This window comes from Cohnella rhizosphaerae (assembly GCF_029525575.1).
Classification (GTDB): Bacteria; Bacillota; Bacilli; order Paenibacillales; family Paenibacillaceae; genus Cohnella; species Cohnella rhizosphaerae.
The window spans coordinates 865737-878858 of the sequence record NZ_JAPDIA010000007.1 but is presented as its reverse complement, the minus strand read 5'-3'; the positions used below and the strand labels follow the sequence as shown (position 1 = coordinate 878858).

Annotated in this window: 6 protein-coding genes, 6 pseudogenes and 1 riboswitch; of the genes and pseudogenes, 2 read left to right on the top strand and 10 right to left on the bottom strand. The window is 58.2% G+C overall.

What is annotated here, in order from left to right:
* Nucleotides 1-16 precede the first annotated feature (16 nt).
* Nucleotides 17-739, top strand: coding sequence for a DsbA family oxidoreductase (locus OMP40_RS21805; protein ID WP_277534947.1), 723 nt, complete (start codon nucleotides 17-19; stop codon nucleotides 737-739).
* A gap of 68 nt (nucleotides 740-807) precedes the next feature.
* Here the strand turns inward: OMP40_RS21805 and OMP40_RS21800 are convergent.
* Nucleotides 808-1693, bottom strand: a pseudogene (locus OMP40_RS21800) (LysR family transcriptional regulator).
* 173 nt (nucleotides 1694-1866) lie between these two features.
* Here OMP40_RS21800 and OMP40_RS21795 point away from each other — a divergent pair.
* The gene (locus OMP40_RS21795; RefSeq protein ID WP_277534496.1) at nucleotides 1867-2931 is read left to right on the top strand and encodes a YeiH family protein; all 1065 of its coding nucleotides are present in this window, start codon (nucleotides 1867-1869) and stop codon (nucleotides 2929-2931) included.
* 57 nt (nucleotides 2932-2988) lie between these two features.
* Here OMP40_RS21795 and gtfA read toward each other — a convergent pair.
* The 9 genes and pseudogenes from gtfA to OMP40_RS21745 form a co-directional block, all read right to left on the bottom strand.
* Nucleotides 2989-4434, bottom strand: a pseudogene (gene gtfA, locus OMP40_RS42090) (sucrose phosphorylase).
* A gap of 40 nt (nucleotides 4435-4474) precedes the next feature.
* Nucleotides 4475-5431, bottom strand: a complete 957-nt coding sequence (locus tag OMP40_RS21780; RefSeq protein ID WP_277534494.1) for a carbohydrate kinase family protein — start codon at nucleotides 5429-5431, stop codon at nucleotides 4475-4477.
* A 56-nt stretch (nucleotides 5432-5487) separates the two neighbouring features.
* Nucleotides 5488-6465 (bottom strand): annotated as a pseudogene (locus tag OMP40_RS21775) (LacI family DNA-binding transcriptional regulator).
* A gap of 138 nt (nucleotides 6466-6603) precedes the next feature.
* Nucleotides 6604-7594 (bottom strand): annotated as a pseudogene (locus OMP40_RS21770) (LacI family DNA-binding transcriptional regulator).
* 68 nt (nucleotides 7595-7662) lie between these two features.
* Nucleotides 7663-8488 (bottom strand): annotated as a pseudogene (locus OMP40_RS42085) (carbohydrate ABC transporter permease).
* A complete protein-coding gene (locus OMP40_RS21760) occupies nucleotides 8488-9369 on the bottom strand; it encodes a carbohydrate ABC transporter permease (protein WP_277534493.1) in 882 nt (293 codons plus the stop codon). Before OMP40_RS21760 ends, OMP40_RS42085 begins: the two are co-directional and overlap by 1 nt.
* An 86-nt stretch (nucleotides 9370-9455) precedes the next feature.
* Nucleotides 9456-9938 carry a type 2 periplasmic-binding domain-containing protein gene (locus OMP40_RS21755; protein ID WP_277534491.1) on the bottom strand — a complete coding sequence of 161 codons (483 nt, stop codon included), beginning with the start codon at nucleotides 9936-9938 and terminating at the stop codon, nucleotides 9456-9458.
* Between the two features lie 43 nt (nucleotides 9939-9981).
* Nucleotides 9982-10845, bottom strand: coding sequence for an ABC transporter substrate-binding protein (locus OMP40_RS21750; RefSeq protein ID WP_277534946.1), 864 nt, complete (start codon nucleotides 10843-10845; stop codon nucleotides 9982-9984).
* Nucleotides 10846-11192: 347 nt separating this feature from the next.
* A pseudogene (locus tag OMP40_RS21745) lies at nucleotides 11193-12684 on the bottom strand (NAD(P)/FAD-dependent oxidoreductase).
* Between the two features lie 50 nt (nucleotides 12685-12734).
* A riboswitch (purine riboswitch) is annotated at nucleotides 12735-12834 on the bottom strand.
* Nucleotides 12835-13122: the final 288 nt, after the last annotated feature.

Below are 13122 nucleotides of genomic sequence, written 5' to 3'. Positions count from 1 at the left end.
GGTCCGCACGTTGATCGTGATCGTTCGATCTGGCATACTCAAAGTGTCGGCGAGCCATGCGCCCGCCCAACTTTACAGAGACGAGGAGCTTGCGCTCATGCATATCGACATTTACTCCGACATGGTCTGCCCTTGGTGCAGAATCGGCAAAAAGAACGTGACCGACGCGATCGACCAGTGGGTCGCGGAGTCCGGGGAGGACGTCACGGTCAGCTATCATGCCTTTCTTCTGGATCATTCGCTGCCTCCCGAAGGACTGCCCTTCCGCGCTTCGATGGCGCACAAGATGGGCGGCGAGCACCGCATCGAGGAAATGCTGCAGCGCGTAACCGATGCCGGCGCGGCCGTCGGCGTGCCGTTCCGGTTCGACCGGGTGACGCGGATGCCGAATACGGTGCTGGCGCATCGCCTGACCGCGATATTGCCCGCCGACCGGCAGGAAGCGTGGATCGACGCCGTCATGATGGCTTACTTCGAATACGGCAGGGATATCGCGAAGCGCGAAGTGCTGCTCGAGATCGCGTCGGACCTCGGCCTTGAGACCTTCCCGCTCGAGACGGCGCTGGACGAAGGCCGCGGAGCCGAGGAGGTCCAGGAGGATTTGGAGCGCGCTTCGGCCATGGGCATCTCGGGCGTTCCTTTCTTCGTGCTGAACGGCAAATACGGCTTGTCCGGCGCTTATCCGGCGGCCGAATTCGTCAAGGCGTTCGGGAAGATCGCGGAGCAGAGCGGGCAATAAGCCGCGCCGGTCGCGCGAGGCCGAAGCGAACGGCGGTGCAGGCGGTCCCTTTCACGCCCATCCGCCGATCACCCGAGGTCTCGCGCGTCGATCCCGTTCCGCGCCATCAGCCGCCGCATCGTCTCCTCCAACTGCGCCAGAAAAGCCTCCAGCGTGCGCGTGCGCAATTCGCCTTTTCGCAGCAGGACATAGAAGCTTCTTTTAAAAGGCAAGCCCGGCGCCCGGACGGTCTTTAGCGCGCCGCTCTCCAGCTCCTTGCGCAGAGACCAGCGAGACTGCAGCGTCACGCCGAGCCCCGCCTCCGCCATTTCCTTGACCAACTGCGTACTGCCCAGCTCCATCAGTCGGGACGGGCGAATCCCCCCACGCCTCGAACATCCGCTCCGTCGCCGCGCGCGTGCCCGAGCCCCGCTCCCTTACCAGCCAGACCTCCTCTTGCAGCCCGGCCGCCTTGGCTTCGGCACCCCCGGCCAGCGCATGCTCCGCTCCCGCTACCAATACCATCTCGTCTCCCGCAATCCGTCTGCTATCGAGTCCGGGCCCGATCTCTTCGCCTTCGACGACGCAGACGTCGAGTTCCCGCCTGCGCAGACGCTCGGCGATCTCAGCCGTGTTCGCGATCGCGATGGACGGCTTGACGTCGGGGTAAACGCGCATCAAATCGCCCAACGCACGAGGCAGCACATACTCTCCGAACGTATAGCTGGCGCCGATCGTCAGCGGGCCGCGCACGCTGCCCGAGAGCTCGTCGACCATCTCTTGCATCCGCTCGTACAGCTTGCCGATCTCCTTGGCGTGCCCGAGCACGATCTCGCCCGCGCGCGTGAGCGCGACCGACTTGCTGCTGCGATCCAGCAGGCGGGCGCCGAGCGCGGTTTCGAGCGCGCGGATATGCTGGCTGACGGCGGGCTGGGTCATATGCAGACGCTCGGCCGCGCGGGAAAAATTCCGCATCTCGGCCGCGGCGACGAACACCTGAAGCGCGATATCCAAGCTACCCACTCCTTCTAATCATAAGCAATTACTTATCTTCATTATAATAATAATTCATTTCTCTTATGGAAAAAAGCGAGCTATGCTTGCACTAACAAAAAAAAGCCCACGCAAGCGACGAGGAGATGGATCGAATGAACATCGCTCCGACACGACAAATACAGCCCGTCCCCCTGTTGCGCACGCGCGTGGCGCGTCTAACCGCATACGCGCCCGGCCTGACGCTCGCAGCGGCGTTGGCCCTGCTCGGCTGGCAGCTCGCGCGTCTCCCGGGCTTCGGCCTGTTCGGCCCGATGGCCTGCACGCTGCTGGCTGCGATTGCTTTTCGCCAGCTTTTCGGCTATTCGCAGGCTTGGGCGCCGGGCGTTCGCTTCGGCACGACCAAGCTGCTTCGCGCGGCGATTGTTTTGTTCGGATTAAAGCTGCCGCTGGATGTCGTGCTCCACCAGGGCTTGCCGCTTCTGGCGAGAAGCGTCGGCACGCTGGCCTTCTCGCTGGCAGCGGGGCTCGCGCTGGGCCGTTTGCTGAAGGCCGACCGGCAGTTGACGCTGCTCCTGGCCGTTGGCACGGGCATTTGCGGCGCGGCCGCGATCGCCGCCGTCTCGCCGCTGGTCGCGGCCAGGGAAGACCGCACCGCGACCGCTGCGGGTTTGATCGCGATCGTCGGCACGGCGGCGGCTGTCGCCTCGATGCTGCTCGCGGACATCCTTCCGCTGAGCGGGACCGCATACGGTCTGTGGACCGGCTTGACGCTGCACGAGATCGCGCATGTCGCCATGGCCGCTTCGGCTGGCGGACCCGACGCGCTTGAGAGCGGCATGCTGGCGAAGCTCGCCCGCGTGTTTTTGCTGGTGCCGCTCTGCCTGGCGCTTCACTGGCGCAACAGCCGACTCGCCCGGCGCCGGCCGGCAGGCGAAAAAGAAGCCGCGGCAGGCGCCGCAGCTTCGTTCCCCTGGTTTTTAATCGGTTTCCTGGCCATGAGTCTGCTCGGTTCGGGCTTGGCCGCCGCCGGATGGCCGCTCCCTTCCCGCGCGACCGCCGGCGCTTCGACGCTGACGACCGTCCTGCTCACGGTCGCGATGGCCGGCATGGGCCTTAACGTGAATATTCGCGCGCTCCGGCATGCCGTACGCCCGATCGCCGTCCTGCTGATCGTATCCGCGCTTCTGTCGGGCTTGACGCTCCTGACGCTGCTCTAAGCGATTAGCCGGACCTTCGACGGCTCTCTCTCTTTATTTAGCGAACGATCTTCTTCGTCAGATCCAGTATTCTTCCGTCTTTCCCGTAGGGGCGACATAAGCGATCCATGCCAGATGCGTTCTTAAATCGACAAAAAGCTCGCAGTTCTTATCTTCGTTCGTCCATTTTAGCCTGATCTCTTCTTCGGGGGGAATCCACGACCTGGAATTCCCCCCTGGAACGCTTCGTATTCGTTTCTGAAGCGAATCAGCTTCAGCAGCCGCTGCACCGCTTCCTTCTCCAACGACAGCTCGATCTCTTCCGGACTGAAGTTGTGGCGGTTAATCTCTCTGCCTTCACCTGTCTCTTGCACGCGCGCGTCGTCGTTCTCCCCTGCCAGCAAACCCACATAATAAACCTGAGGAATTCCGGGCGCGAAAAACTGGATCGCCCTGGCAGCCAAATAGGCATTATCGTCGCGATTCAACATCGAATAATAGGAGCATCGGATCTGATGAACATCGAAGCCGTCCGCGGACTTGTGCTCGTCCGACAGGATCAGGCTGAGATTGGCGCCCCTTTGTAGGCAAGTATCCACGACCTTGCGGGCCTCCGACGAATCGATCAGATCGTCCAAGTCGGGCTTCACCGGAATCCCGTCATGACAATCGAGCATCGTGAACTGCTTCGCGGGGCGGTTTTTCAAATATTGAACAAGCGCGCGGCCATTCCGGTTCAGCAGCGTATCGAGTATGCGATACGGCAAAATAAAGTCGTAAATCCAGCAGCCATGCTCGGCAAGCTTGTACTGAATCGTATAGTGCGCGTGCACCTCCGGCAGCAATTCCATATCGAGCGATGCCGCGAGCGCCATGACCCAATCCAGAAACTCGAAAATTTCCGGCTCCACGAAAAAGCAGCTGGTACCCAGCTTTTTTGATCACATAGCCGACAGCGTCCAGCCTGACGATTTTGACATTGTTCTTCTTGAAGTTCAAGAAAAATGTCGTCAGCAGATCCTTTACTTTGTCCGAGCGGATATCGAGATCGATCTGCTCCGAAGGATCGGTCTTGCCGAACGTCGTCCACACCTTTTCCTCCGTGCCCGAATTCCCGATGGCGAACGTCGAATAAGGCAGCGGTCTGCGCAAGAACATTTTATCGATATCGTCCTGGACAGGGTGGCCGTCCGGCCAGATCTTATCCAGCGTCAGAAACAAGTCGGCATATTCGGACGCCCGGCCATTCGCGAGAAAATCCTGAAAATAAGGCGATTGACGGGAGATATGATTCACCATCAGATCGACCAGGACGTCGAATCGCTCTCCGATCGACTTGATATCCTCCCATGTGCCGAATTGAGGATCGATCTCCAGGTAGGTAAGCGGAGCGAAGCCGCGATCCCCGGAGGAGGGGAACGGCGGCAAAATATGAACGCCGCCTTTGAAGATGTCGGAAAAATGCGTCTCCAGCACGCGGCCCAGCGTCTTCAGATCGCCGCCCAGCGAATCGGGGTACGTGATGAGCTGAACCTGATTTTTTTAATGCCATCCTATGCACCTCTTAAATTCCGTATCGTGCTTTTAATTCATCGAGGCGAGGGAGATCCGCAAGGGCGCCGGTATACTTGAGCTTAAAAGCGCTCGCCGCAAGCCCGGTCCGGATCGCCTCCCGCAGCACGCAGCCTTGCGCCAGCGCCGCGTAGAGGCCGGACCAGAACGCGTCTCCCGCGCCCGTCGTATCTTCGACTTCCGCAGCCAGCGAAGGAAACCGGATCGTCTCCTTGCCGTTGGATACCAGCGCGCCGTCCTTCCCGAGCGTCAAAATAACCAGCTTGGCGCCAAGGTCCAGAAAACGGCGAATATGATTGTCGGGCGAATCTTTGCCGAACAGTCTCTCCGCGTCATCGTCCGACGGCTTCACGATATCCGCTTTTCCGATCATCGCTTTGATGTAGCCGACGCCGTCCTCCTCCTTCGGCCAGAGCATCGGATGATAGTTCGGATCGAAGCCGATCCATATGCCGTTTGCCCTGGCGATCTCGACCATGCGTTCGATCGTGCCGCGGGAAGGCTGCATGGAGATGGGCCAGCTGGAGAAGTGCATCATCTTGGATTGGCGAAGGCTCCGTTCGAGCCCGGGCGAGAAGGATAAGCGATAGTCCGCGCCGCGATAAAAGATCGGAACCGGCGTCGACCGGCTCTTGGTCACAAGCACGAGGCTGGTCGCATGTTCGACTGTCTCGATAAGCGCCGGCTCGATCCCTGCCGCGCGCACTTGCCGGATGAGCGCCTTCCCCAGACCGTCCGCGCCTACCGCCGCGGCCAGCTGCGGCCGTATGCCCAGCTTGTTCGCGTTCATCGCGATGTTCGCGGGCGAGCCTCCGAAATATTTATGATAGACGGAGGCGTCATGGTGATCGCCGTATTCCGCCGAGATCAGGTCGACCAGAAGCTCGCCGACGGTTAACAGATCATATTCGCCGGCCGACATGGCCAATGAACGGTTCAGGTCCAGCACATATTTACCTCCTGCTTGAATAATGATGATAGAATCGAAAACGCGGATCGAAAAACCTATGTCGTTCCCTTCTCCAGCAGCCTGACAGGCAGTATGGTCTCAAGCGGCGTCTCCTCGCCGGCCATTTGCTGCAGCAAGCCGCTGCACGGCGAGCTTGCCCATCTCCTGGATCGGCTGCTCGATCGTCGTCAAATCTTCCGCTCCGCCGATCTGAATCCCGTCGTACCCGACGACTTTGACCTGCTCGGGCACCGATCTGCCAAGTCTGCGGCACTCCCGAAGCACCTGCAGGGCCAGCATATCGCTGCTGGCGAATACGCCGTCGATATCCGGATGCTCCCCGAACAGCTCGCGGACGAGCCGCTCGTATTCCTTGTATTTGAATCCGTTCAGATCCGTTTGTCTCACGACATACTCGACCTCTTGTCCTGCGACCTGCGCCATGAACGCGTCGTGTCTCTGCTTCGCCAGCAGGTTCAACTGCAAGCTGCCGCTGAGATACGCTACTTTTTTTGCAATTCTTCTTGAGCAGAAGCCTGGTAGCCAGCGCCCCGCCGCGATAATTGTCCGACGAAATATAAGGAATGCTGTCGGAGATTCGACGGTCCAGCGTGACGAGCGGCAGGCGTATCGCCATATAGTCCTCGACGCGCATCGTATGGCTGCCCATAATAATGCCGTCCACTTGGCTCGCTCTTAACAATTCGATATACTCTTTTTCCTTCTTTTTGTTCAGCAGCGAATTGCAAAGCATAAGCTTATAGCCGTACTTATAAGCGTAGTACTCGATATGCTTGGCCATTTGTCCGAAAAACGGATGCGAAATATCCGGAACGATGAGTCCGATCACATTCGATTTTTTGCGCGAGAGCGAACGAGCCAATTCATTCGGCTGGTAGTTCATCTCCTCCATCGCTTCGTGAACCTTTTTTTTTCAGGTTGTCGCTTAAATACCCGCGGTTGTTCAACACGCGGGATATCGTCGTGACGGACACGCCCACTCTTTCCGCAATATCTTTAATGGTGACAACCATCAAAGAGCCTCCTTATGCAAACAGCCGCCATGATGTCAACCGGTTGACACGAAATTCGAAAGCCTGTCCCGTCCGAAAGGGCGCATCGGATGCCTCCGTCCGACATCCGCTGCCGACCGGCAAACGCCCCGTCTAAGTTTAAGTCGTCTCGCGTTCAATTAATGTTACGGGAAAGGAATGAAGCCCGGCCACTTCCTCGCCTTCGAGCTGCCTGGCAATCAATTCGACGGAACGCTGGCACATTTCCCGGATCGGCTGCCTGATCGTGCTAAGGCGCGGAGTCACCAGCGACGCGATATGGACATCGTCGTATCCGATGAGCTTCATGTCGCGCGGAATACGCTTGGACAGCCGATGGCAAGCCTGCATCACCTCTGCGGCGATCACGTCGCTGCTTGCGAAAATGCCGTCCACGTCCGGGTTTTCCTCCAGAAAGCGGTCAATCGACTCGTCGGTCCGGTCCTCCTCCTCGCTCGCCTGACCAAGCTCGATATGGAAGGGAGCGACACCGGCGAGACGAAGCGCCTCGTCGAAGCCTTGCGCTCTCCCGCTGGCCAGCAAAGCCCGATGATGAGGTCCTCCGAGGCCCCGATAGACATAGACCGGTCTCCTGCAGTCTTTCTCAAGAAGCAGTCGTGCGGCGAGACTTCCTCCCAATCTATTGTCGGAGGTAACGATCGGGATATTCCCCGCGATCGTGCGGTCGAACGAGACGATCGGCAGGTTCAAATCCAGATAATGTTGAACGTCTAACACCGAGCTGCCCATCACGATCGCATCCACGCGATTTTTTTTCAACATATCGATGTACTCGCGTTCCTTGGCGATATCGCGATTCGAATTGCAGAGCAGCAGCTTGTACCCGCTCCGGTCCGCGTAATATTCCAGGTGATAAGCCAGCTCGCTAAAAAAAAGGATGCGCGACCGACGGGACGATGAGGCCGATCATGTTCGATTTTTTGCGGAACAGCGCCCGGGCCATCTCGTTGGGCTGGTAGTTCAACGCCTTCATCGCTTCGTCCACTTTATCCCGCGTTTTCTGGCTGATGTAACCTCGATTGTTGAGCACGCGGGAGACTGTCGTGACAGACACGCCCGCCCTTTCAGCGACATCTTCGATTTTTGCCATAGGGCCCACCTAGCGTTTTAAGCTCATTATAAGCTTATTGCCGCACTTTTTCAGCCGGGGACCGATCGTTATTTTAACGCGCCTTCCGTAATGCCTTTGATGATCTGGTTTTGCAAAAACAAGTACAGCACCAGTACCGGAACGATCGTCATGACCAATCCGGCCATCAACGGCGAGAAATCGACGGAGTACGAGGAGAAGAACGTATAGGTCGACAGCGGCAGCGTCTTCTGACCCGGAGACAATAGCACCAGGCTCGGCAGCAGGTAGTCGTTCCAGATCCACAGGACGTCCAGCACGAGAAGCGTGACGATGACCGGTTTCAGCAAAGGCAATACGATCTGGAAGAAGGTTCGAAATCTCGAACTGCCTTCCATGAACGCAGACTCCTCCAGTTCGAACGGAATGCCCTTGATGAAGCCGTGAAAGGTGAAGACGCCGAACGGAATGCCAAAACCCATGTACATGAACAGCAGGCTCAGCTTCGTATCCAGCAGATGCATATTGCCGTACAGCATGACAAGCGGAATCATGATGACCTGGAACGGCAGCGTCATGGAAGCCAGCATAATAAAAAAAGAGCACGGTATTCATTTTCCATTTAAACCGAACGAACAGATACCCCGTCATCGACGAGAAAACGAGGATCAGGGCAACGCCTGCGACCGTAATGATCAAGGAGTTGGTAAACGCCTGCAAAAAGCCCATATTTTCAAACGCGCTTTTGTAGTTGGAGAAATCGAAGCTCGTCGGCCATGCGATCGGATTTTCGACAAAGTATTGCGTCTTCTTGAACGAGTTCATAAGGATCAAAAGGAACGGGATCAGAAAGACGAACAGCGCGACATAGAGCAGCGCCGCTTTGAGGTAGGCACGGGGTTGTCTCGCGGACATTACGATTCAACCTCCAATCTTTTCAGCAGATACGATTGCGTAAGCGCGATTAGCGCCACGACGGCGAACAGCACGACGGCTTCAGCCTGGCCGATCCCGTATTGATTGGACAAGAAAGCTTTCTGCACAATGTGATAGGACGCCAGCTCGGTCGAATTAAAAGGACCGCCCTTCGTTAAGGCGAGATTGATGTCGTAGGTCAGGAACGATCGGGACAGGGAGATGAACACGCAGATGACGATAGCCGGAACGGCAAGCGGCAGCGTGATTCGCCGAAGAATGGCGGCACCGTTCGCCCCGTCGATTTGGGCGGCCTCCAGTACGTCGCCTGGAACGCCGGAGATGCCCGCGATATAAATAATCATCAGGTAACCCGCCAACTGCCAGGAAGTCGCGATGATAAGCGCCCAGAACGCGGTGTTCGTGTCGGTAAGCCAAGAGGTGTCGAACCACGACCAGCCGTACTTTTCGCCCATGTACGGGAGGACTTGGGAGAAAAGCGTCTGCCATAAATAGCCGAGAACGATGCCGCCGATCAGATTCGGCGTAAAGAAGCCCGTCCGAAGCCATTTTTCGCCCTTTAGGCCGCTCGTCAGCGCAAGCGCGATCAGGAAAGCGACCGCATTCGATATGAGTACGGTAAAGAACACATATTTGATCGTAAACCACAGCTGCGTGAGGAATGCCTTGTCGCGCAGCACCTCCGCATAATTGGACAAGCCGATAAACGAGTTGTCCCCGGAGCGAACGTCCCAATTGGTAAAGGTCAAGTAAAGGCCGACCACGAAGGGCACGAGGACAACGGCCGTAAAAGCAAAGGTCGCAGGTCCTCCGAATAGCAAAAAGGTGCCCGTGTTTTTCATCCAACTCTTGTTGTTCATAGCGCTGCCGCCCCTTCTTCACCGACTTCGTCGAATATAAAGAGGGGCCGAGGCGGGGCCCCAGTCCCATCTTTGTTTATCGGTTTTTATTTGCCGGCATTCGATTCCCAGTAGGCCTGAACTTCGTCGGCGAGGCCTTTGCGATCGATCTTGCCCGCCAGATACTTTTGCATCGACGCTCCCGTTTTCGCCCAATAATCCTGCGGCAAATAGTTGATGACGCCGATGTTGATGACTTTGCCTTGATCCACGTACTTGCTCACGGCATCGGAGATGACATTCGTGCCCTTCGCCTTCAGATCCTTGTAGGGCAGCGCGAGTCCCATCTTGCCGATGATCGCGTCTTGTCCCTCCTGGCTCGTCACGAGCCATTCGATAAACGCCTTGGCAGCCGCCTGCTGTTCAGGCGTGGAGCCTGAATTGTCGATGGCGAAAAGCTTCGGCTCGCTGTAGGCGACCTGCGTGTTCCCGAAGTCGTCCGGATTGTCGCTGATCGGCACCGGCAATACGCCGAACTCCTGATCGCGGCCTTCCAGCGGACCGACGACCGCCCACGTCCAGTCGCCCATGAAATAGAACGCCGCGTCTCCCTTGGCGAAATCGGCGCTGTCCTTATTGTAGTCGGCGACGAGGGGGGTCCTTTTTCCTTGCGTTGTACTGCTTGAGCAGGTCGAACGTATCCATCAGGCCGTTAAAAGCCGCATTGTCGACGAGCTTGGCGCTGCCGCTTTTAAGGCTGTCTACGAATTTGCGGTTCTCGTCCACGCTGTTGGACTGCAAGGAGTAGGCCAGTCCGAGATAATGCGCGCCGAGCGACCAGTCCGCGCCGTGAATCATCACGGGCGCCTTGCCCGCCGCCTGAACCTTCTCGAACAACGCGGCCAGATCGCTGCGGGTCTTCACCGAAGCCGGATCGAACGACCCGCCGATCGCTTCCTCGACGACTCGCTTGTTGTAGAGCAGGCCGTAGCCTTGAGCCGTCCACGGAATGCCGAGGAACTTGCCGTCCAGCAGCGCGCCGTCCACAACGCCGGGCTTCGTCAGATCGACATACTTGGCCTTCTCCGACTCCAGATCCATGAACTTGTCCTTGAACTGGAGGATCGTGCCGGCGTCCAGATTCGCGATCGTAGCCGGATTGCCGGAAGCGAGCAGCGACTGGAACTTCTCCAGCTGTCCGCCGCCGATCGCGGTCGGAATGAGCTCGATCGTCACGTTGGGATGCTGTTCATGATACGTCTTGAACAGATTCTCGAACACCTCGTTGACTTCGGCCGACGTGTTGAAAAACGTAAGCTTGACGTTTTTGGCATCGGACCCTTGAGACGGGGCGGATGAGGAGCCTGCGGCACTGCTCGACGGCGCATTGCCGGCAGGGGCGCTGCTGGCCGAGGAATTATTGTTCCCCTTGCCGCAAGCTGCCAGCGAAGAGACCAGCAGGACGGAGCTGATTCCTAAAGCAATACCCTTTTTCATGTTCAAAATCGTTACCCCCCTGACCGTATTATGCGTAAATAATGCGTTTTCATAAACATGATAACCGGTTGACATATTATATGTCAACCGGTTATCACAATCAGTTCGGATATTTTGTAAGCGCTTTGTCCAACCGGCTTCACTGGCCGCGCTAATTCAAAATAAAGGGGCAGCCGGAAGAAGAGCAGCACGGTTCGGGGTATGCCCCGCAAACAAATAAGGAGCAGCAGCTTGAACGCCGTTGCCCCTTATTTGTATGCGCATGGCCGCGCATCCCGCCGACTATCGACGGTCGTTCACACTTCGGCCGCTCTCGGCCGCACATCCGGTCAACTATCGATCGTCGTTCACGCTTCGGCCGCACGGCCCTCCGGCGCCGGCCCTTCAGCCGCTCCTCGCGTGCCGCCCAGCCTTTCCGCGACCGCCCGCGCGATCCATACCCCCCGCCGCGCCGGCTTGCGCGAGGCCTCGCGTGATGCCCGCGCCGTCGCCGCCGCAGAACAAGCCGGCTATCTCGGTCTCGAGCCGGTCCGTCAACTGCGGGCGTGCGGAGTAAAACTTCGCCTCGACGCCGTAGAACAGGGTGTGCTCGGACGCAAGGCCCGGCGTGACCTTATCCAGCGCCTCCACCATCTCGATCAGGCTTTTCATCGTGTTGTAGGGCAATACCAGGCCGAGGTCTCCCGGTACGGCCTCCTTGAGCGTCGGCTCGAGGAAGCCCTCCTTGATCCGCGCGGCCGTCGAGCGGCGCCCACGCAAAATGTCGCCGTACTTCTGCACGATGACGCCCCCGCCGGACAGATCGTTCGCCCGCTCGCAGATCTCGCGCGCGTATTCGTTCGGCTTGTCGAACGGCTCGGTAAATTTGTGCGACACGAGCAGCGCAAAGTTCGTGTTGGAGGAGCCCAATGCGGGGTCCTTGTAGGCGTGGCCGTTGGCGGCCATGACGCCGCTGTGGTTTTCGACGACGACGTGACCCGACGGATTGCTGCAGAACGTACGGACGCGCGTGCCTACCGAGGTGTTGTATACGAACTTCCCCTCGTACAGATGCTCGTTGATCTCGCGCATGACGACGTCCGACGTCTCGACGCGCACGCCCACGTCGACCTGGTTGCTGTGCATCTTGATGCGCCGCTTCTTCAGCACCTCCGTCAGCCATGCGGAGCCGTCCCGGCCAGGAGCGATCACGACCGTGTCCGCCGCCAGCGCTTCGCCGCCTTTGAGCACGACGCCCGTCACCCGGTGCCCGCCGCCCGCCTTGACGGTGATCAGGTCCGCAACCTCCGTCTTGAACCGCATCTCGATCTTGTCCGACAGGTAAGCGGCGATCGACTTGAGGATCTCCAGGTTCTGCTCGGTGCCGAGATGCCGGACCTGCGCGCGCAGCAGCTTCAGGCCGGCGGCATAGGCGCGCCGCTCGATGCTTTTGACGACATCCGTCGTCGGGTCGGTGATCGTCCGGGTCGCGCCGTGCGCAAGGTTGACTTCGTCTACGTACTTGATGAGTCCGAGCACTTGGGACGCCGGCAAATAATCCGTCAGCCATCCGCCGAACTCGGTCGTAATGTTGAACTTGCCGTCGCTGTAAGCGCCCGCACCGCCGAAGCCCGCCGTGATCGAGCAGGCCGGCAGACAGCCGGCGAATTCCTTTTTCCCGGCGGCCGGGGGACAAAGCTGAATCTTCTCTTCGAGTATAGGGCAGCGGCGGCGCTGAATCTCGTGGCCTTTATCCAGCAGCAGCACCTTCAGTTGCGGGGACTTGCGATAGAGCTCGTAGCACGCGAATATACCCGCCGGTCCTGCGCCGACGACGATGACGTCATAAGTGTTCGTCATTTTGATCTGCCTCCCGAAAATGAAAAATGCCCGACCGCCAAAAGATACGGAGATGCTCTCCGCTCCTTCGTAGTCGGGAATTCACGGTTCCCGGTAGAGACCACCGGCCCTTATCGCCGGAGATATACGAATGCGCTTATAGTGGATGCCTATTGGCGGTTTGGTACATGTTGTCCTTGCCATTGGGAAAGCGAAGCGGTCATCGGATCGCCGCCCGACTTTTCGCTTCATCCCGACAGTTAGTTTACGCACAATAGACGCACGTGTCAATGCCGTCTTCCCAAAACGTACGTTAAAACTCAGAATAAATTCCTTTCGCCAACTAATTATCGATCGATACCGCAACCAAATCCGAACATTAATCGACACAACAAGCTTCTTCCAGGCAGATTTCCAGGCCTCTTCCCCGCCTTGCATCAGGCCTCTTTCCCGAACGGT

Bases quoted from the DNA above. Each gene is read 5' to 3' on its own strand.
- OMP40_RS21795 (WP_277534496.1), top strand. From the start codon at position 1,867: ATGAACATCGCTCCGACACGACAAATACAGCCCGTCCCCCTGTTGCGC.
- OMP40_RS21760 (WP_277534493.1), bottom strand. From the start codon at position 9,369: ATGAACAACAAGAGTTGGATGAAAAACACGGGCACCTTTTTGCTATTC.
- OMP40_RS21755 (WP_277534491.1), bottom strand. From the start codon at position 9,938: ATGGGCGACTGGACGTGGGCGGTCGTCGGTCCGCTGGAAGGCCGCGAT.
- OMP40_RS21750 (WP_277534946.1), bottom strand. From the start codon at position 10,845: ATGAAAAAGGGTATTGCTTTAGGAATCAGCTCCGTCCTGCTGGTCTCT.